This is a genomic window from Bacteroides pyogenes (assembly GCF_014196225.1).
Taxonomy (GTDB): domain Bacteria; phylum Bacteroidota; class Bacteroidia; order Bacteroidales; family Bacteroidaceae; genus Bacteroides; species Bacteroides pyogenes_A.
Window position 1 is genome coordinate 121760 of the sequence record NZ_JACIDI010000001.1, and the last position, 19834, is coordinate 141593.

Annotated in this window: 17 protein-coding genes; 10 read left to right on the top strand and 7 right to left on the bottom strand. The window is 45.2% G+C overall.

The window, feature by feature from the left end:
• Positions 1-309: 309 nt before the first annotated feature.
• Positions 310-1272, bottom strand: a complete 963-nt coding sequence (locus tag GGR07_RS00445; protein ID WP_034542627.1) for an endonuclease/exonuclease/phosphatase family protein — start codon at positions 1270-1272, stop codon at positions 310-312.
• Positions 1273-1757: 485 nt separating this feature from the next.
• On the opposite strand from GGR07_RS00445, the gene GGR07_RS00450 reads away from it, so the two are divergent.
• The 8 genes from GGR07_RS00450 (at position 1758) to hisS (ending at position 10584) form a co-directional block, all read left to right on the top strand.
• Positions 1758-2222 (top strand): helix-turn-helix domain-containing protein, encoded by a 465-nt coding sequence (locus GGR07_RS00450; protein WP_021644849.1) that lies wholly within the window; start codon positions 1758-1760, stop codon positions 2220-2222.
• Positions 2223-2317: 95 nt separating this feature from the next.
• Positions 2318-4363: a dipeptidyl-peptidase 3 family protein gene (locus tag GGR07_RS00455; protein ID WP_021644848.1), complete on the top strand. Its 2046-nt coding sequence runs from the start codon at positions 2318-2320 to the stop codon at positions 4361-4363.
• A gap of 15 nt (positions 4364-4378) precedes the next feature.
• Complete coding sequence (locus tag GGR07_RS00460; protein WP_021644847.1) at positions 4379-5041, top strand: DNA alkylation repair protein; 663 nt, start codon at positions 4379-4381, stop codon at positions 5039-5041.
• A 126-nt stretch (positions 5042-5167) separates the two neighbouring features.
• Entirely contained in the window at positions 5168-5656 is a 489-nt protein-coding gene (locus tag GGR07_RS00465) for a Fur family transcriptional regulator (protein ID WP_034542625.1), read from the top strand.
• On the top strand, positions 5653-6921 hold the full coding sequence (locus GGR07_RS00470; RefSeq protein WP_021644845.1) for an adenylosuccinate synthase: 1269 nt from the start codon (positions 5653-5655) through the stop codon (positions 6919-6921). Before GGR07_RS00465 ends, GGR07_RS00470 begins: the two co-directional genes overlap by 4 nt.
• An 88-nt stretch (positions 6922-7009) precedes the next feature.
• Entirely contained in the window at positions 7010-8311 is a 1302-nt protein-coding gene (locus GGR07_RS00475) for an alpha-L-fucosidase (protein ID WP_021644844.1), read from the top strand.
• 128 nt (positions 8312-8439) lie between these two features.
• A complete protein-coding gene (locus GGR07_RS00480; protein WP_021644843.1) occupies positions 8440-9135 on the top strand; it encodes a zinc metallopeptidase in 696 nt (231 codons plus the stop codon).
• An 81-nt stretch (positions 9136-9216) separates the two neighbouring features.
• On the top strand, positions 9217-10584 hold the full coding sequence (hisS, locus tag GGR07_RS00485; RefSeq protein WP_122056701.1) for a histidine--tRNA ligase: 1368 nt from the start codon (positions 9217-9219) through the stop codon (positions 10582-10584).
• 311 nt (positions 10585-10895) lie between these two features.
• Here hisS and hydF read toward each other — a convergent pair whose 3' ends face one another.
• Genes hydF through GGR07_RS00505 form a run of 4 tightly spaced genes read right to left on the bottom strand, consistent with a single transcriptional unit; the run spans position 10896 to position 16086 of the window.
• On the bottom strand, positions 10896-12104 hold the full coding sequence (gene hydF, locus GGR07_RS00490; RefSeq protein WP_021644840.1) for a [FeFe] hydrogenase H-cluster maturation GTPase HydF: 1209 nt from the start codon (positions 12102-12104) through the stop codon (positions 10896-10898).
• A 30-nt stretch (positions 12105-12134) separates the two neighbouring features.
• Positions 12135-13556: a [FeFe] hydrogenase H-cluster radical SAM maturase HydG gene (gene hydG / locus GGR07_RS00495; protein WP_021644839.1), complete on the bottom strand. Its 1422-nt coding sequence runs from the start codon at positions 13554-13556 to the stop codon at positions 12135-12137.
• Between the two features lie 33 nt (positions 13557-13589).
• Positions 13590-14636 carry a [FeFe] hydrogenase H-cluster radical SAM maturase HydE gene (gene hydE / locus GGR07_RS00500; RefSeq protein ID WP_021644838.1) on the bottom strand — a complete coding sequence of 349 codons (1047 nt, stop codon included), beginning with the start codon at positions 14634-14636 and terminating at the stop codon, positions 13590-13592.
• A complete protein-coding gene (locus GGR07_RS00505) occupies positions 14617-16086 on the bottom strand; it encodes a monomeric [FeFe] hydrogenase (protein ID WP_021644837.1) in 1470 nt (489 codons plus the stop codon). Before GGR07_RS00505 ends, hydE begins: the two co-directional genes overlap by 20 nt.
• A gap of 251 nt (positions 16087-16337) precedes the next feature.
• On the opposite strand from GGR07_RS00505, the gene GGR07_RS00510 reads away from it, so the two are divergent.
• Positions 16338-17477 carry a PepSY-associated TM helix domain-containing protein gene (locus tag GGR07_RS00510; RefSeq protein ID WP_021645969.1) on the top strand — a complete coding sequence of 380 codons (1140 nt, stop codon included), beginning with the start codon at positions 16338-16340 and terminating at the stop codon, positions 17475-17477.
• A gap of 96 nt (positions 17478-17573) precedes the next feature.
• Here GGR07_RS00510 and GGR07_RS00515 read toward each other — a convergent pair whose 3' ends face one another.
• Together GGR07_RS00515 and GGR07_RS00520 are read right to left on the bottom strand one after the other, a co-directional pair.
• Positions 17574-18299, bottom strand: a complete 726-nt coding sequence (locus GGR07_RS00515; protein ID WP_021645970.1) for a murein L,D-transpeptidase catalytic domain family protein — start codon at positions 18297-18299, stop codon at positions 17574-17576.
• Between the two features lie 42 nt (positions 18300-18341).
• Positions 18342-19373, bottom strand: a complete 1032-nt coding sequence (locus GGR07_RS00520) for a L,D-transpeptidase (RefSeq protein ID WP_021645971.1) — start codon at positions 19371-19373, stop codon at positions 18342-18344.
• Positions 19374-19631: 258 nt separating this feature from the next.
• On the opposite strand from GGR07_RS00520, the gene GGR07_RS00525 reads away from it, so the two are divergent.
• On the top strand, positions 19632-19772 hold the full coding sequence (locus tag GGR07_RS00525) for a hypothetical protein (RefSeq protein ID WP_172545182.1): 141 nt from the start codon (positions 19632-19634) through the stop codon (positions 19770-19772).
• The last annotated feature ends 62 nt before the right edge of the window (positions 19773-19834 follow it).

Consider the following 19834-nt stretch of genomic DNA (forward strand, 5'->3'; position numbering starts at 1 on the left):
CTAATTGAAACACTACCGGTGTTTGAGCTCGTATGCAGATTTTTACGATGCGGTAGCGGAGAGTTGCCGAAAAAGGCGGGGAAGTTTGAACACATCTATTGAAATGACTCTCGACTATGGGTTATCTTGTCTTTGAATCACCTTCGGTTCTGCGGGCACTCTCCGAAGTAATGCTTGCCCCTATCAATGCTTTGAAACTTCCGCCCCTTCTTTCCCGAGAATCTCTTTAAAGTATTCTTATTCTGCACACACGTATACTTTCTCCGAAAAAGTATAGGACATTTGTTCCGGCCGGAAGAGCCGATTCTCTTACAGTTTGAATTCTGCCCATAAAGGATAATGGTCGGATAATAAATAGGATAGGCTGCGCTTGGATAAGTTTCTGTTCTGAAGAGCCTTTCCTATAAAGTCATAATTTCCGCCATTGATGAATTCCATGGATAGTTTGGGCTGTTTGCCTTCGCCGTTGAACCATGCAATCTGGTCGTAATATTTGCTTTCGTTGAAGATGGAACGAGTGACCTGCTTGTTCTGCAATTCCGGCGGAACGTACAATCCTTCCGAAAGGAACGTCTGGTCAAGAAGATCGCCGCGTTCTTCTATATTGAAATCGCCCAACACTATTAAATTCTGGTGATAAGCATTTATGTCTGTTGCCCATGCCGAAAGCCATTGAGCAATGCCTTTCAATTCTTTGATCCGGTCGGATGATTTTTTACCATAAAGGATGTGCAGGGTGACTAAGATAAATGTTTGCTGGTTAGATTTAAAACTTACTGCATAAGGTGTACGTACAAATTGCTCGTCGAGCGCTTTGTCCGAAACAACTTTGGTCCATTCGTTCGGAACAACCAGCTCGCCCGCCAGTCCGGATAATTTTACTCTTCTCGTATCGAACAGATAAGCCATCCGCTCGCCGTTTCCGGAGTCTCCTTTGTTTACATCGGTCAGAATCAAAGACCAGTGTTCACCCAACAACTTGAGTGTGTCTCTCAAGGCGCGGATGTTGGCTTTCACTTCTTGAACAGCTATCACGTCGAAGCGTCGGATGATCTCCGCAATGCAGCACACCGAGTGCAAATCTCTTTTGGGATTATCGTTTTCTTCACTTGCCCATTTTCGTGTCAAATCACCGAATGCCCGGATGTTCCAACTGGCTATGAGCAAATTGCGGTCCAGCTTCTTTTCCGGAATTTTCAGATCCAGATCTTGGCGTAAGAGTTCTAAATTCTCGGAAACTTCTTTGGGTGGGATGTCGAGTATTGCATACATAATGAAATGTTTTTGTTTCAATTCTGTTTGGCGGTTTTGTATTACAACATTTAAACTTCGCCTTTTGTTTTTCATGATATTTATTATTGTTTTCCGGGCCGTTTTTGTGTCGCCGCCGGCTTTGTTTTTATTTGTTCTTTTCCTATTTGTGATGTGATTGTTTCTTCATCCTCTTTCTGACAGAAGGATTGACCGGTGGAAGGGTATTGGGTTTTACTTTTCCACTTGTTTGTAATATATCGAGTTATAGTTTTCTTTTGAAGAAAAACGGACAGCAAATCGTTTTTTGTGAAATTTAAAAGTTAAAAGATCTTATTATTCTTGTTTCTTCGATCTAATTCTATGTCCGCGATTGTTTAATAAAAAAAAGTTCTACAAAATAATTGCTTATTTTGAAAAAAAATGAGACATTTGTAAGAAGTAGATAATCTTGGTAGACGAACGGAAAACAATAATTAAGTGAACAAACCCTAACAGTTAATTCAATGGATGATTTAGAAAACAAAAAAAAGGAAGGAATTCCTAAAAAACGCCCTTATAATCTGAGGGATAAAAAGGAAAAAAAAGCGGCGTACAGATCTTTGATCAGACCTGAGTTGGCAGATGAGTTGTATGATAAAATTCTGAATATTGTTGTTGTTCAGAAGAAGTATAAGGACCCTGATTTTTCGGCCAAAGATTTAGCCAAAGAACTTAAAACGAATACCCGTTATCTTTCTGCTGTCGTAAACTCTCGGTTTGGAATGAATTATTCTTGTTTGTTAAATGAATACAGGGTGAAAGACGCCTTGCATTTATTGACGGACAAACGTTATGCCGACAAGAATGTGGAAGAGATCAGTGCGATGGTGGGCTTTGCCAACCGTCAATCTTTTTATGCAGCATTTTATAAGAATGTAGGTGATACTCCTAACGGATATCGCAAAAAACATGCTGAAAAGAAGAAGTAGTTGCATTGCCTGTAACAAAATAGAAGGAATTGCCTCTGATGATAAACGGAGATAATTCCTTTTTCATTTTATTTTAATCTTAAAACTGATTTGTTATGAAAAAATACATGATAGAGATGATGGCCTCCGCTATGTTGTTTGCCTCTTGCGGAGGCATCAAAAAAGAAACATCCGAAAACGGAAAAAACGAATATATAGTGGAACAATTTGCAGATTTACAAATATTAAGGTATAAAGTTCCCGGTTTTGAGGAGCTGACGTTGAAGCAAAAGGAATTGGTGTATTATTTAACGCAGGCAGCACTTGAGGGGAGGGATATTCTGTTCGACCAGAACGGAAAATACAACCTGAGGATACGGCGGATGCTTGAAGCTGTATACACGAACTATCAGGGCAATAAAACAAACTCTGATTTCAAGAATATGGAAGTTTACCTGAAAAGAGTCTGGTTTTCAAATGGTATTCATCATCATTACGGTTCAGAGAAATTTGTGCCGCACTTTTCGCAGGAATTCTTGCGAGAAGCTGTGTTGAATGTTGATTCGAAAGAGCTTCCACTGGCCGATGGGCAAACAGCTTCGCAATTATGCGATGAGCTTTTCCCCGTGATTTTCGATGCTTCTGTCATGCCCAAGCGGGTGAATCAGACTGATGGAGAAGACTTGTTGCTCACATCAGCTTGCAATTACTACGATGGAGTAACCCAGCAAGAAGCGGAAAAGTTTTATAATTCGATGAAAGATCCTAAAGATGAGACTCCCGTTTCTTACGGACTGAACAGCCGCCTGGTGAAAGAAGAAGGCAAGATAAAAGAGAAAACATGGAAAGTGGGCGGACTATATACAGAGGCCATTGAAAAGATCGTTCATTGGCTGAAAAAGGCGGAAAACGTGGCGGAGAATGATGCGCAGAAAGCTGTAATCGGGAAGCTGGTTCGTTTTTATGAAACCGGCAGCTTGAAAGATTTCGACGAGTACTCCATTCTTTGGGTCAAGGATTTGGATTCCCGCATTGATTTTGTGAACGGCTTCACTGAAACCTATGGCGATCCGCTGGGAATGAAAGCCAGTTGGGAGGCTTTGGTGAACTTTAAAGATCTCGAAGCTACTCGCCGGACAGAAATTATCAGCAGTAACGCGCAATGGTTCGAAAGAAATTCTCCGGTAGACGACTCCTTCAAGAGAGAGGAGGTGAAGGGCGTTTCGGCTAAAGTAATTACCGCAGCTATCCTTGCCGGCGATTTGTATCCTGCCACGGCCATCGGTATAAATCTTCCCAATGCCAACTGGATTCGGGCGCATCACGGGTCGAAATCGGTTACGATAGGAAATATTACGGATGCTTACAACAAAGCTGCTCATGGCAACGGGTTTAACGAAGAGTTCGTGTATAGCGATGAAGAGAAACAGCTGATTGATAAATACGGAGATTTGACCGGAGAACTTCATACCGATTTGCATGAATGCTTGGGGCATGGCTCCGGAAAATTGCTCCCCGGAGTCGATCCGGATGCGCTGAAGGCTTATGGCTCTACTATCGAAGAGGCGCGTGCCGACTTGTTCGGACTATATTACGTCGCCGATCCGAAGTTGGTGGAACTGAAGCTTGTTCCTGATGCGGATGCCTATAAAGCCGAATACTATACATTTCTTATGAACGGTTTGATGACTCAGCTGGTACGTATCCTGCCGGGGAATGAGATCGAAGAGGCTCACATGCGTAACCGGCAATTGATTGCCCGTTGGGTGTTTGAAAAGGCTTCGACGGATAAAGCTGTGGAAATGATCGAAAAGAACGGGAAAACATACGTGGTGGTAAACGATTATCAGAAAGTCCGTACTTTGTTCGGTGAACTTCTGGCGGAAATCCAGCGAATCAAGTCGACGGGTGATTTTAATGCGGCACGCTCGTTGGTGGAGAAGTATGCGGTGAAAGTAGACCCCGTATTGCATGCCGAGGTGTTGGAGCGTTACAAACGATTAAATCTGGCTCCTTACAAAGGATTTGTAAATCCTAAATATGAATTGGCCACAGACAAGAATGGAAACGTTACGGATGTGACCGTTTCTTACGACGAGGGATATGCCGAACAAATGTTGCGTTATAGCCGCGACTATTCTCCGCTGCCCTCTGTAAACTAATGCTTATATTTAAATATGGATATAAAAGAACAACTAAAAGAAATCAAGACACAGCTCCGTTTATCTATGAACGGAGCTGTGTCCCAAAGCATGCGAGAGAAAGGATTGACGTATAAACTGAATTTTGGAGTGGAACTTCCGCGTATAAAAGCTATCGCCGCCGGATACGAGAAAAGTCATGATTTGGCGCAAGCCTTATGGAAAGAAGATATACGCGAATGCAAAATTCTGGCGGGAATGTTGCAACCCATTGATACTTTTTATCCGGAGATTGCCGATATTTGGGTGGAATCTATCCGGAATACAGAAATTGCGGAACTGACCTGTATGAATCTTTTCCAGCATTTGCCTTACGCTCCGGCCAAATCTTTTCATTGGATAGCCGATGAGAGGGAGTATGTGCAGGTTTGCGGTTTTTTGACTATTGCCCGGCTTCTGGTGAAAAAAGGAGATATGACCGAAAGAGCTTCCGGTGAACTCCTCGATCAAGCCATCTGTGCAATACATTCGGAAAGTCATACCGTACGAAACGCAGCCATGCTGGCCATCAGGAAGTATATGCAACACAGCGAAGAACATGCTTTCAGGGTATGTCGTCTGGTGGAAAAAATGTCCGATTCTTGCACGGAAGCCGAACAGATGCTGTATAATATGGTGCGTCAGGAGGTAGACAGGTGATACATGGCCGATATACTTGTCACAGAATGTGGAGATATATCGGCTTTCCATTTTGATAAATATTCAAAAACCTTTTGCTTTCCGCAAAAAACGCTTAACTTTGTTGGCGCTAATTTTGTGCTGCTGATGGAAACTCGAAATGTGAAAGATACGGTCAGGCAGATATTCACTGAATATCTTACAGCGAACGGGCATCGCAAGACCCCCGAACGATATGCTATACTTGATACTATTTATTCCATCGACGGACATTTTGATATTGATATGCTCTATCTCAGAATGATGGAGCAAGAAAACTTCCGGGTAAGCCGCGCAACGCTTTACAATACCATTATTCTGCTTATCAATGCCCGTCTGGTCATCAAACACCAGTTCGGAACTTCCTCCCAATACGAGAAATCATACAATCGCGAAACGCACCATCATCAGATATGTACTCAGTGTGGCAAGGTTACCGAATTTCAGGATACCGAGTTGAAACGCGCCATTGAGAATACGAAGCTAAACCGCTTCCAGCTTTCGCATTATACATTGTATGTGTACGGGTTGTGCAGCAAATGCGACAAGGCGAATAAAAGAAAGAGAGTAAATAACAACAATAAGAAAAAAAAATGAAATTAGATGTTCTATTAGGATTACAATGGGGTGATGAAGGTAAAGGAAAAGTAGTCGATGTTTTAACACCCGGATACGATGTAATCGCTCGCTTTCAAGGCGGACCGAATGCCGGTCACACACTTGAGTTCGAAGGGCAGAAATATGTGCTTCGCTCCATTCCTTCTGGAATTTTTCAGGGGGATAAACTAAATATTATTGGGAACGGTGTGGTGCTTGATCCGGCATTGTTCAAAGCTGAGGCCGAAGCGCTCGAAGCGTCAGGACATCTTTTGAAAGAGCGTTTGCACATTTCGAAAAAAGCGCATCTCATTCTTCCTACACACCGTTTGTTAGATGTTGCTTATGAGGCTGTCAAAGGAGACGCTAAAGTAGGTACTACCGGAAAGGGAATCGGTCCTACTTATACCGATAAGGTCAGTCGAAACGGTATCCGTGTAGGAGATATACTGCATGGGTTCGAACGGAAATACGCAGTTGCGAAAGCGCGTCACGAGCAAATTCTGAAAAGCCTGAACTATGAATACGACCTTACCGAGCAGGAAAAGGCCTGGATGGAAGGTGTAGAATATTTGAAACAATTCTTTTTGGTGGACAGTGAGCATGAAATCAACAATTTCCTGAGGGAAGGAAAGAGCGTACTTTGCGAGGGTGCCCAAGGGACAATGCTTGATATCGATTTCGGTTCTTACCCGTTTGTGACCTCTTCCAATACAGTCTGTGCCGGTGCATGCACGGGGCTTGGAGTGGCTCCGAACCGTATCGGTGAAGTTTACGGTATTTTCAAAGCGTATTGTACGCGTGTGGGAGCTGGACCGTTCCCGACGGAGCTGTTTGACGAAACCGGCGACAAGATGTGTACGCTCGGACATGAGTTCGGTTCGGTGACAGGACGTAAGCGCCGTTGCGGATGGATCGATTTGGTTGCCTTGAAGTATTCCGTAATGGTTAACGGTGTGACCAAACTCATTATGATGAAGAGTGATGTGCTCGATACTTTCCAGACGATCAAGGCTTGTGTAGCTTACCGATTGAATGGTGAGGAGATCGATTATTTCCCTTATGATATCGAAGAAAATTTGGAGCCTGTATATGCCGAACTTCCCGGATGGATGACGGATATGACTAAAATGAAGAGCGAAGATGAGTTCCCCGAAGAATTCAATGCGTACCTGACATTCCTGGAAGAACAGCTCGGCGTAGAAATCAAGATTGTGTCTGTAGGGCCGGACAGAGAGCAGACTATTGAGCGTTATACGGAATAATTGTTATTTAAAATACTAAAATCTAAAAACAGACCTCATTTCGCTTTCCTTTTATAAAAGAGCAGGTGAGGTCTTCTTTTCTACTATCATGAAACACGTTATTACTTTGCTTTTGTTATTCGGAATGAGCTTGAGTACTTCGGCTCAGAATTCTTATCGCCCTTCTGCGGAAAATATCAAAGCCCGTGAAGAGTTTCAGGATAATAAGTTCGGCATTTTTCTTCATTGGGGGCTGTATGCCATGCTCGCCACGGGTGAGTGGACAATGACAAACAAAGACTTGAATTATCAGGAATATGCCAAACTGGCAGGCGGCTTTTATCCTTCTAAGTTTAATGCGGAGCAATGGGTAGAAGCTATTAAGGCTTCCGGAGCAAAGTATATCTGCTTTACTACACGTCATCACGAAGGATTTTCTATGTTCGATACCCGCTATTCGGACTACAATGTAGTGAAAGCTACTCCTTTCAAACGGGATATTGTGAAAGAACTGGCGGATGCTTGCGCCAAACACGGTATCAAACTCCATCTCTATTACTCTCATCTCGACTGGGCACGAGAAGATTATCCGTGGGGGCGTACCGGACGTGGTACGGGACGCTCGAATCCGAAAGGAGACTGGCCGACTTATTATCAGTTCATGAATAATCAGCTGACGGAACTGCTGACCAACTACGGACCCATAGGCGCCGTTTGGTTCGACGGATGGTGGGATCAGGATCAGAATCCCGGATTTGATTGGGAGCTTCCCCGACAGTATGAATTGATTCATAGGCTTCAACCGGCTTGTTTGATAGGGAACAACCATCATCAGACACCTTTCGACGGAGAGGACATTCAGATATTCGAGCGCGACCTGCCCGGTGAAAACAAAGCGGGCCTTTCGGGACAGAGCATCAGTCGGCTGCCGTTGGAAACTTGCGAAACCATGAACGGGATGTGGGGATATAAGATGACCGACCAGAATTATAAATCCGCCAAGACACTGATTCATTACTTGGTGAAGGCTGCCGGAAAGAACGCCAATCTGCTGATGAATATCGGTCCCCAACCCGATGGCGAACTGCCTGCCGTAGCGGTGCAGCGATTGAAAGAAGTAGGAGAGTGGATGAAGCAATACGGTGAGACGATTTACGGAACGAGAGGCGGTATGGTGGATCCGCACGATTGGGGAGTGACAACGCAAAAGGGCAATAAACTTTACGTGCATATTCTTTCTCTGCAAGATAAAGCGTTGTTTTTGCCTTTGACAGAGCGAAAGGTGAAAAAGGCGATTTTATTTAAAGACGGTTCGCCCGTCCGCTTCTCAAAGAGCAGGAACGGAGTTTTGCTTGAATTTTCAGAAGTACCTCAAGACATCGACTGTGTGGTTGAGTTGGTAATAGAATGATTTTTTAGCTAATTCTTCCTAAAATGCCGGGGAGACTTTTCGGCATTCGTTCTTTCCTCTTATTTTTGGCAAGCGATTTGTGTATTAACGGTAAAGTGTAGAATATAATAAATTAATAAATAGAAATTATGGGAAATGGAGTTATAGGAATCCAATGGATTATATTTATCGGTGTGGCTTTAGTGAGTTGGCTGGTTCAGATGAATCTCCAACGTAAATTCAAGAAATATTCGAAGATAGCTACGGGCAATGGGATGACCGGACGAGATGTGGCTTTGAAAATGCTTCACGATAATGGTATATACGATGTGCAGGTGACGCATGTACGCGGTCAGTTGACCGACCATTACAATCCGGTGAACAAAACCGTGAATTTGAGTGAGGGGGTGTACGAGAGCAACAGCATCATGGCTGCCGCTGTGGCAGCTCATGAGTGCGGACACGCCGTTCAGCATGCACGTATGTATGCACCGTTGAAAATGCGCAGCGCTTTGGTGCCGGTGGTGAACTTTGCTTCTTCCATTATGACTTGGGTATTGTTGGCAGGAATAATGCTGGTGAATACATTTCCGCAACTGCTATTGGCAGGTATCGTTTTGTTTGCAACCACCACGTTGTTCAGTTTCATTACACTGCCGGTAGAAATAAATGCAAGTAAGCGTGCGTTGGTGTGGCTTAACTCTTCCGGCATTACCAATTCGTTCAATCATTCACAGGCTGAAGATGCGCTCCGCTCCGCCGCTTATACGTATGTGGTTGCCGCTTTGGGATCGTTGGCTACCTTGGTTTACTATATTTTAATTTTCATGGGGAGAAGAGACTGAGAAATATGTAAGACTCAGTTTAGGCATATTCGATAATTTGCCGTAACTTTGCGCATTAAAATGCGATTTAATAAAAAAGATATGGCAGCAAAACCAAGTATTCCAAAGGGTACGCGTGATTTCTCGCCGGTAGAAATGGCGAAGCGTAATTATATATTCGATACGATTCGTGATGTATATCATCTGTATGGTTTTCAGCAGATAGAAACTCCGTCGATGGAGATGCTTTCTACCCTGATGGGAAAATACGGAGATGAAGGCGATAAGCTTCTTTTTAAGATTCAGAATTCCGGAGATTATTTTTCGGGGATTACCGATGAAGAGCTTTTGAGCCGCAATGCCGCTAAGCTGGCAAGCAAATTTTGCGAAAAAGGTTTGCGTTATGACTTGACCGTTCCCTTTGCCCGCTATGTGGTGATGCATAGGGAAGATATCGCGTTTCCTTTCAAACGCTATCAGATTCAGCCTGTTTGGCGTGCCGATCGTCCGCAAAAGGGACGTTACCGGGAGTTTTATCAGTGCGATGCCGATGTGGTGGGCAGCGATTCGTTGGTGAACGAGGTGGAATTGATGCAGATCATCGATACTGTGTTCAGTCGTTTTGGCATCCGTGTGTGCATTGAGATCAACAACCGGAAAATTTTGTCGGGAATCGCCGAAATTATCGGTGAAGCCGATAAGATAGTCGATATTACGGTAGCCATCGACAAGCTCGATAAAATCGGTCTCGACAATGTGAACGCCGAATTGAAGGAAAAAGGTATCGGCGGAGAAGCGATAGCCAAGCTGCAACCGATTATTTTGCTGAGCGGCACGAATGCGGAGAAATTGGCTACTTTGAAAGAAGTTTTGTCCGCCAGCGAAATTGGTCTGAAAGGCGTGGAGGAGAGTGAGTTTATTCTTCGTACGCTCCAAGCCATGAACTTGAAGAATGAGATAGAGTTGGACCTGACGTTGGCGCGTGGACTGAATTATTATACGGGCGCCATCTTTGAAGTGAAAGCGTTGGACGTACAGATAGGCAGCATTACCGGCGGCGGGCGTTACGACAACCTGACCGGAGTGTTCGGCATGGCAGGCGTGTCCGGAGTAGGCATTTCTTTTGGTGCCGACCGTATCTTCGACGTGTTGAATCAACTCGACCTTTATCCGAAAGAAGCGGTGAACGGCACGGAAATCATGTTTGTCAACTTCGGTGAAAAAGAGGCGGCCTTTTCTATGAATATGCTTGCTAAAGTACGTGCCGCAGGCATTCGTGCGGAAATATTCCCCGACAGCGCCAAAATGAAAAAGCAAATGGGTTATGCCAACGCAAAACAGATTCCTTTTGTGGCTATAGTCGGAGAAAATGAAATGAACGAAGGAAAGGCGATGCTTAAGAATATGGAGTCCGGAGAGCAACAGCTTGTTTCGGTGGAAGAACTGATTGCAAAGCTTCAGGAAAATTGATACCGTTTGCTGAACACCTTGTCAGCTGTAAACCGCACATGTTGACATCGACACTGAATAATAGAAAAACTGCTGCAAGGAATTTCATTGGTTATTGATACCAAGCAAAATCTTTTGTGTTCAAAAGGTTAGTCTGAAAAGTTGATTCTTCCAATGGTGGCTTTTGGCTGAATATACGACTTTGCTTGTTCTCCAATCCGCTCTTTATTTTTATTTCGGTTTCTTTATTCCGGTGTTTAAAGAGGTTTCGGGAATGCTTTTGTCTTTGATGTATATCGTTCGAATGGCTTCCGGAAAGGTTCATGGATTCTTCAGTATTCTATCCGGTCGAGGATTCCGCTGAGAAGTGCGATGGCTACTCCGTAATTCGTCATCGGCACCTTTTGTTCTTTGGCACGGTCGATTCGGCTCATTAGGTATTTCCGGTTGAACATGCAGGCGCCACAGTGAATGATCAGGTCGTAAGAAGAGAGATCTTGAGGGAAGTCTCTACCCGAAACGATGTCGATGGCGAGTTTTTCACCGACTTTTTTTCGCAGCATGCGCGGAAGTTTTACTCTTCCTATGTCTTCGGTTGCGGGCGCATGCGTGCAAGCCTCGGCTATGAGCACGTGCGACGATTCGGTCAGAGAATCGATTGCTGCCGCACTCTCTACGAAGTATTCGATGTCTCCTTTATAGCTCGCGAAAAGTACGGAAAAAGAAGTGAGCCGGCTGGCGGCGGGTTTCTGCTCATAGACTGTTTTGAAAACCTGTGAATCTGTGATAATCAGTTTGGGAGGAGAGGAAAGAACTGATAATGTCTCCGACAATTTGTCCGTAGTACAGCTCATCACGATACATTTCCTGTCCAGAAGTTCGCGTATAGTCTGTACTTGCGGTAAAATCAGCCGCCCTTTCGGCGCTTGTATATCCTGAGGTATCACCAGCAGCACCAAGTCCCCATCGCCGACCAATCGTCCGGTAATGCTTTCCTGCTCGAAGTCTTCGGGCAGCTTTTCGAGTATGCTCTGACGAATGCCCTCGATTCCTGTTCTTTCTTTGGCGCTGACTAAAATGGGAGAGCTGCTGCACAAGGCTTCTATACGGTCGGCAAGATTTTTTGTTCCTTTGCGTATATCCGTTTTGTTGATCAAAAGAATGGTGGGGATATTCCTGCTTTTCAATTCCCGAAACCAAAGGAGCTCTTCGTTGAGATCAGGGTTTGCATTCGAAGCGTCTCCACCGCAAAGAAGCAACGCTATATCGGTCTTCTCTACAGCCTGCCGTGTCCGTTCGATGCGCAGGTCGCCCAATTCGCCTTTATCGTCAAATCCCGGAGTGTCGATGAATAGGCAAGGCCCTATTCCCGGCACTTCCATTGCTTTGCTCACCGGGTCTGTGGTAGTGCCTGGCATGTCCGAAACAAGGGCAGTTTCCTGTCCGGTCAGCGCATTGATAAGAGATGACTTTCCGCTGTTTCTTTTGCCGAACAGCGTGATATGTAGCCGGTTGGCATGGGGAGTATGGGTTAAGCTCATGAGTTATTCTTCCTGATTGAGTCATATGAATTAGAACCTGAAATCTCTCTTACCTGCGGCTATCTCTTTCAGGTTCCGGATAGCTATCTCTCTGATTTTGGGGTTCGGAATCTGGTCTGTTTCTTTGCGAATCAGTGCCAGACCTTTCTTGCGCGTGTCTTCCGAAGCGTAATCTTCCAGATATTCTTTCAGCGTCATCAGCGCGTTCGGTCCGCAGCAGTTGGCTATCTGCCCCGATTTGACCAGCGACATGAAGCGGTCGCCCGTTCGTCCTTCCCGGTAGCATGCCGTGCAAAAGCTGGGGATATACCCCAAGTCGAGCAGCCAGCTTACTATTTCATCAAGCGTTCGGGTATCGCTTACATCGAATTGTGCAGAGTTTTCTTGCGGAAGTTCTTTTTCGGCATATCCGCCGACACTTGTACGCGAACCTCCGCTAATTTGCGAGACGCCTAACTCCAGTACTCTGGCACGCGACGCTTGCGATTCTCTGGTAGAGATAATCATTCCTGTATAAGGAACCGATATACGAATCACAGCCACAATTTTACTGAAAGTGTCATCGGAAACAGCGTTGGGAAAATCTCCGGCATCGATGTCGTCTGCCGAACAGATACGGGGCACGCTGATGGTATGAGGCCCGACGCCGAATCTTGCTTCCAAATGTTCTGCGTGCATGAGCAATCCGATAAAGTCGTACCGATATGTGTTCAGCCCGAACAATACTCCGATTCCCACGTCGTCGATTCCGGCCTCCATTGCCCGGTCCATCGCTTCGGTGTGGTATGCGTAATTGCTTTTAGGTCCTGTAGGATGCAAAGCCTCGTAATTCTGCTTGTGGTAAGTCTCCTGGAATAAGATATAAGTGCCGATGCCTGCCTCTTTGAGCTTTCGGTAGTTCTCTACCGTAGTGGCGGCAATATTCACGTTCACCCGCCGGATGGTCCCGTTTTTATGTCTGATGCTGTATATCGTACGGATAGCTTCGAGTATATATTCGATGGGACTTTGAAGCGGATGTTCACCGGCTTCGAGCGCCAGACGCTTGTGTCCCATGTCTTGTAGCGCGATGACTTCGCGGCGTATTTCTTCCTGTGTCAGCTTCTTGCGGGCAATTGTTTTGTTTTTGGCATGATAAGGACAATACACGCAACCGTTTACACAATAGTTCGATAGATAAAGCGGTGCGAACATGACAATTCGGTTGCCATAGAACTTCTGTTTGATTTTCTTGGCAAGATGGAAGATACGCTCTGTTAAGTCCGTCTGCTCGCATTCCAATAATACTGCCGCTTCCCTGTGTGAAAGTCCTTTGCAGAGGGCAGCCTTTTCGATGAGCTCCTCTATCAGCGCACGATTGTTCTTGTTTCCTTCCGCATATCTCAATGTATTCAGAATTTCTTCGTGCTTTATGAATTCTTCGGCTTTTGATGAATCTGCTTGGTAAGCCATATTGTTATCGGTTCAATAGTTAGTGTTAAGTGTTTAGTAATCTGCGGCAACAAAATCTCCTCTTTCGGTAGAAACTTCGTAACCTATGGCACGTAACTGCTTTTGCAGAATTCTCAATCCTTCGGCCGATTCCGCCCCCACTGAAGCTTTGTCATTGTAGAGTGCGTATTTTCTTCGTTCTTCCGGCGGAGAAAGATTGGGCATCACCACATTGGCTCCTGCCAATATTCCATGTTCCCTTCCGTCGGCCGCCAGCGTAGCGAGCGCTGTGGTAGAAGGGATTAAAGCCGACGGATGCATTAAGCGGAAAATCGATAACAAAAGTAAAGTCTGTTCCAGTGTTCCGTTGGCACATTCGGCAAAGGGGGTGTCATGATGCGAAAGGAAAGGACCTATTCCGATCATTTCCGGACGTAGTTTTTCGATGAAGCGTATATCTTGCATCAGATGATCTGTGGTTTGTCCGGGACTACCCACCATGATACCCGTTCCCGTTTGAAATCCTATTTCTTTCAAATCGTGCAGACATCTCAGTCGCCGGGCAAGCGACATCTCTGCCGGATGCAGTTGACCGTAGTGCATTTCATCGGAGGTTTCGTGCCTAAGCAGGTAACGATTCGCTCCTGCCAGAAAGAAGCGTTCGTAGGCTTCACGCGACCTTTCACCTAATGACAGTGCAATGGCGCAATCGGGATAGCTTTTCCGTATGGCGGCAACCGTTTTCTCTATCCGCTCGTCCGTCAGGGCGGGGTCTTCTCCTCCTTGCAACACAAAGGTGCGGAGTCCTGTCGCATATCCTTTCCGGCAGCAATCCAGAATTTGTCGGGTACTCAACCGATAACGCTCCACTTTCGGATTGCCTTTTCGAATGCCGCAATAGTAACAATTGTTCCGGCAGCAATTGCTTATTTCGATCAGCCCGCGGACATAAATCTTATTTCCAAATTGCCGTAAACTTACTTCTCGTGCTTGCCCGTTGATATAGCACAGAGTTTCAGTGTCGCAGTGAGTCAACAGTTGCCGGAGCTCTTCCTGATTGAGTGTTCTTTCTTTTCTTAATTTATCTACCCATTGTTTCATACGTATCTTTTCGCTTCGCAAGATCTTGCAGCAACTGACGGCGGCCCGAAACAATATCGTTGTGGGTACAGGGTCCCGTTATACAACCGCCTTCGCAAGCCATGACCTCTATAAATTGTGCGGAAGCTTTTCCCGCTTTACCGGCTGCGCGTAATAACGCAATATTTTTCTTGCTCATATCCGATACTTGTATTGCGTTGATTTTATCGGCTTTGTCTTTTAAGTACGCCTTGACTGCTCCCATCACTCCTCCGGCTTGTGCGAAGCCGTGCGCTTCCCGTACGGAAGTATGCAGGACGGAGAAAGGTTGAGCTTCTTTAAGTTCGATACCCAATCCGTCGAATATAGAACCTATTTCTTCAAAAGTAAGAATGAAGTCGACTGCTCCGTCACGACGAACCTCTTTGCGTTTGGCTACGCAGGGACCTGCGAATACGATTTTTGCATCGGGATGTTTTTCTTTGGCGATGCGTGCAGCGTAATACATCGGCGATCCGGTAGAAGAAACATAGGGACTAATGTCCGGAACATGCTTCTCTACCAATTCGATGTAAGAGGGACAACAAGAGGTTGTCATGAAGGCTTGTCCTTCCTCCAACTTTTCTATCAGTTCGTGTGCTTCGTTGCTGATGGTCATCATCGCTCCTTCGGCAACTTCTATTACTTCGGCAAACCCTATTTGTTTGAATGCGCCGTACACTTGTTCGATGGATGTGTTGAATTGCCCAAGGATGGAAGGTGCGATGATCGCTACCATTTTTTCTCCTTTGCGAATGCCTTGAAGCACGTCAAAGGTCTGCGAGATCTCGAAGATTGCTCCGAACGGACAAGCATTGATGCACTTCCCGCAATAGATACATTTACTTTCGTCAATATGTTCGATGCCGTCTTCATCTTTGTTGATAGCTTTCACCGGACAGGCTTCCTCGCAAGGAACGGGGATGTATACGATGGCATGGTAAGGACAGCTTTTGTGACAGATACCGCAACTGATGCATGTATCGTGGTCAATGGCTGCCTGACCGTTCTTTTTGAATTGGACGGCCCCTTTCGGACAATTCATATAGCAGCTGCGGGCTACGCATCCACGGCAGAGGTTGGTTATTTCATAATTAATCTGTATGCAAGAAGAGCATGCCTCATCGATCACGCATAGAATATTTTGTTTGGTGATTTCTTTCCTGTTCAAAGCTTGACGGGCATATTCGGATAGAGGAGTGAGTTCGTCGTGTTCGTCGTCCATGTCGAACCCCATCAACGGAAACGACTTATATTTCCATACGGCGCGTTCTTTGTGTACGCAGCAACGCCCCATGTGCTTAGACTTTTTTGGGGTCAGCTCCAATGGCAGACGGTCGATTTTCTCTACCAGTTGCTCGTCTTTCCAGAGTCTGACAAGGTCGGCCAGCAGCTTATGCCGGACAATCATAATATTATTCGTAAATGCCATATTCTAATTATGAATTTTTTCCGGTACAAAGATACTAACTAGTTTGCGTATAAACGAATAATCATTAGAAATGATTATAATATCCAGATTTTATAAAAGTTTTTTTCGCTTAAATACCCATATCTGATTATTGTCAAATTCACGGCTCATACTTATATTTGCAGTTTTGTTTTTTAGAAATAAGGAAACCACATATTTAATAAATCGAAGATTGTAATTAAAAAGAAGATTGTAATTAAAAAGAAGATTGTATGAATAAAACTTTTCGTAAAATCTGTGCGAAACTGCATCTGTATTTGGGACTGTTGTCGGGACTTGTTGTGTTTATCGTATGTATCACAGGTTGCCTGTATGTTTTTAAAAACGAAATAAACGAGGCTACACAACCTTGGCGTTTTGTTGTGCCTGAACAAACGGAAGCTCTGCCGCCCTCCGTCATTTTATCCCTTGCCGATTCTGTCATGAAAGAGGGAATATCTGCTACCGCCATCACATACGGTGAAAAAACAGATGCGGTATTTGTGGATTATCATCGGAGAGGTGAAGGGCAAAAAACTGTTTTTCTTAATCCGTACAATGGGAAGATACAGAAAACCATTATGAGATCGGCAGACGATTTTGATTTCTTCCGTTTTGTCATACGAGGGCATCGCTCTTTATGGCTCCCGAAACAAACAGGCAGCGTTATCGTGGGATACAGCGTGCTTGCTTTTTTTATCGCACTCATTGCCGGACTGATATTGTGGTGGCCGCCGCAATGGACCCGGAGAGCGCTTATGCAACGCTTGACGATGAAGCGTCCTTTTACTTTCCCCCGTTTGAATTTCGATTTGCATCGCATTTTAGGCTTTTATGCTTTTCTGCCTTTATTTGTAATTTGTTTCACCGGATTGATTTTTAGTCTGGGATGGTTTAACAAATCCTTTTATGCAATAGTCTCCGGTGGCGAAGGCTTGCAGCCGAATATGATTCCTGTTTCGGATACCTTACAAACTTCTTCGCGGGTAGTAGAACCTTTAGACAGTCTTTTCTACCGGTTGAAAGCGGAATCGCCCGAAGCTAAAAAGCTTTCCTTTTCGCTGCCCTCGAAGAAAGACGGCGTGTTCAGGGTAAGTGTGGGGCATCGGCGCGGTTCCCGCTCCAGGACAGATTATTTGTTTTTCGACCGTCATACGTTGAAGCCGTTGCAAGGCTCCGGTCCTTTTACCGGCAAGTATGAAGACGCCTCTGTCGTTCATAAACTCAGGAGGATGAATCTCGAACTGCACGACGGAAGCATATTGGGGCTGTTCGGTAAATCAATCATGTTTCTTGCCAGCCTGATAGGGGCCTCTCTGCCAATAACGGGCTTTGTCATCTGGCACAGGAAAAACCGGAGAAAAATGCGATAGACAGTCTGTCTTAGCATATGATCGGGGACTTGTTTCAATCCTTAAAAAGCCGGAAGCGGATATTATAACGGCAAGATTCTATTGCTGTGGATGGGGTTATTGATTCCGTGTCAGCAATCCTGTCTGCTGCAACCCCTTCAGGATACTGCTTTGTGCCATATAATCCTGATTGTTGGCATAGATGAACATGACGCTTCCTCCTTTGATCGTATTGATGATGGGCTTTGTGATGGCTTGCGGCAGGGCAGGACATCCGAAGCTTCTTCCCAATCGTCCTGTAGAAGCCGCCACAGAAGGGTTGGCATAAGCTGCTCCATGTACCACGATTGCCCTCTCACGGGCTTTGTCGTTGATGCCCTTCTCCAGTCCGTTCAATATCAACGAATAACCGTTTTTCCCCTGATACGTATGTCCGGTGAGATAGAATCCGAGTGAACTTTTGTATGAACCGTATTTATTGGAAAAAGAAGTAGCGTAGTTCTCTCCGCTGTTTCTGCCATGGGCCACAACAGAACTGAATACTAACTTTTTCTTTTCCATGTCGAAAACGAAAAGACGTTTCTCGGTAGAGGCTTTGGTGAAATCGATAAGCGTCAGGACCGGTTTGCTTTTTTCTTTGATTCGCAAATATCCCGCCACTGCTTGGCGGAAAGCCACGAAATTTACCACGCCTCCCAATTGCATCTCCTCGAAAAGTTGTTCGCCCGCCGCCAGTTCGGAACCTGCGCCGGACAATACCGGAGCGGGTCTCATCGCACGGGTGGAAATGTTTCCTGATGGAATGAGAAGAAATATCAACAATATGAGAGAAACTTTTCGCATGAATTCTTTTTCTGAAAAATAATGCGGCAAAGATAACGCTTTTTATTCCAAAACAAAAATAATCGTCTCATTTACAGGCGCCCACTCGAAAATAAATTTAGCGTGTGAAGTGGCGTTCCGCACGCACATGTGCGAACGGGGAGTGGTTCCCAACGAATGGCTATACTCTATTTCCGCTGTTCGGGGAAGCTGAACGGGTACGCCGTGAATGTATGCTCCGTCCGTGAATCGGCTGGCATAAGGAGCATATCCCGCAACTTCCGGAGAGCCGTCTTTTAAATATATCATTTTTCTCTTTTTCTCTTGTAAGACGAACATGCCTATCGGTGTCTTTTGTGCATACGGCGGGCGGTATCGTCCCGTAGTAGAAGGATTCATACTCCGTATCGTCCACTGTGCACGGCCTATGCGTTCCAGCGTAGCGATGTTCTGGTTGTGGCGGTCGACGAAAATGGCTCGGTCAAAAACGATGGAGTCGCCGATAAGCTTGACATATTTTTGTGGAACCATCCAGACGTCTCCGGTGTGTATGGGTTCCATTTTCATGAAACTTCCTTCGCTTGCGAGAAAGCGGGTCAGCTCTCCGTCCTGCGCGTAGCGTTCGGGCGTCAGCGTATCCGTGAGTTCGTATAGCGGGACGGACTGATACCTTTCGGTGCCGAACGAATCCGCTATCCGTTTGTACGAATTTCTATGAAACTTTTTCACCAGTGGCGCCTCTCCGTTGCGGTTCTTGTAGTTTTGAAGTATCGCCCATTGCCGGGGTTCCGACTGTATGTTTTCCAATAACGCGAGTTTTTCTTTTATTTTCTCCCACTGAAAGCGGCGGGTCGTGTCTTTGTACGGATAAATGCTGTCTAATGTATATTGGTCGTATAGCAACTCTTTGCCGATTTTTATTTCGCCGGCTTCTACTTCCTTTATTCGGGCGGCTTCGGTTGCGGCAAGTGTATCTTGCCGGGAAAGCGGTTCTTTCTCCTGTTTTTCGGAGCCGTTTTGCCTGTCAGGCAGTAAAGAGCAGGAACTGTAAAAGTAAGCGCACAGTAATATTCCGGCAAATGTCAGTTTGTTCATAAGGAGACAATTTGTTTGTTTTTAGGTGCGAATATACAGTATTAAAAGGAAATAACAGTATATATCGGTTTAAAAAAGAGATGTTTTTGAGGAGTAACTAAAGTTGTTTTCATTTACTGAAAGAGTAGTGCGCTTGTTATTAAGTTTTGGTTTATCGATCCAAACAGTACAGAGCGTCGGTATAGGCAGACAAAACCGAGATTAAGTTCGTGTGCCCTTTCGACAAGGCACAGCACATTGCGTTGAAACACAACGGATTTGTTTGCCGAAGAAAAACACGGCGGACTCTGCAAAAAAAGCCCGCGGGCTTTGAAAAAAACACGGCGGGCTTTGAAATCAAACACGGCGGGCTTTGAAAAAAAGGCGGCGGGCTTTGAAAACAAACATGACGGGCTTTGAAAACAGACTTCCAACCGCCCTTGTCTACGGGCCTTTGTGTTTCGAATCCGGTGCGGATGTCT

Bases quoted from the DNA above. Each gene is read 5' to 3' on its own strand.
- hydE (WP_021644838.1), bottom strand. From the start codon at position 14,636: ATGAAACAATGGGTAGATAAATTAAGAAAAGAAAGAACACTCAATCAG.
- GGR07_RS00475 (WP_021644844.1), top strand. From the start codon at position 7,010: ATGAAACACGTTATTACTTTGCTTTTGTTATTCGGAATGAGCTTGAGT.
- GGR07_RS00445 (WP_034542627.1), bottom strand. From the start codon at position 1,272: ATGTATGCAATACTCGACATCCCACCCAAAGAAGTTTCCGAGAATTTA.
- GGR07_RS00460 (WP_021644847.1), top strand. From the start codon at position 4,379: ATGGATATAAAAGAACAACTAAAAGAAATCAAGACACAGCTCCGTTTA.
- GGR07_RS00480 (WP_021644843.1), top strand. From the start codon at position 8,440: ATGGGAAATGGAGTTATAGGAATCCAATGGATTATATTTATCGGTGTG.
- GGR07_RS00455 (WP_021644848.1), top strand. From the start codon at position 2,318: ATGAAAAAATACATGATAGAGATGATGGCCTCCGCTATGTTGTTTGCC.
- hisS (WP_122056701.1), top strand. From the start codon at position 9,217: ATGGCAGCAAAACCAAGTATTCCAAAGGGTACGCGTGATTTCTCGCCG.
- hydG (WP_021644839.1), bottom strand. From the start codon at position 13,556: ATGGCTTACCAAGCAGATTCATCAAAAGCCGAAGAATTCATAAAGCAC.
- GGR07_RS00510 (WP_021645969.1), top strand. From the start codon at position 16,338: ATGAATAAAACTTTTCGTAAAATCTGTGCGAAACTGCATCTGTATTTG.
- GGR07_RS00450 (WP_021644849.1), top strand. From the start codon at position 1,758: ATGGATGATTTAGAAAACAAAAAAAAGGAAGGAATTCCTAAAAAACGC.
- GGR07_RS00520 (WP_021645971.1), bottom strand. From the start codon at position 19,373: ATGAACAAACTGACATTTGCCGGAATATTACTGTGCGCTTACTTTTAC.
- GGR07_RS00465 (WP_034542625.1), top strand. From the start codon at position 5,168: ATGGAAACTCGAAATGTGAAAGATACGGTCAGGCAGATATTCACTGAA.
- GGR07_RS00505 (WP_021644837.1), bottom strand. From the start codon at position 16,086: ATGGCATTTACGAATAATATTATGATTGTCCGGCATAAGCTGCTGGCC.
- hydF (WP_021644840.1), bottom strand. From the start codon at position 12,104: ATGAGCTTAACCCATACTCCCCATGCCAACCGGCTACATATCACGCTG.
- GGR07_RS00515 (WP_021645970.1), bottom strand. From the start codon at position 18,299: ATGCGAAAAGTTTCTCTCATATTGTTGATATTTCTTCTCATTCCATCA.
- GGR07_RS00470 (WP_021644845.1), top strand. From the start codon at position 5,653: ATGAAATTAGATGTTCTATTAGGATTACAATGGGGTGATGAAGGTAAA.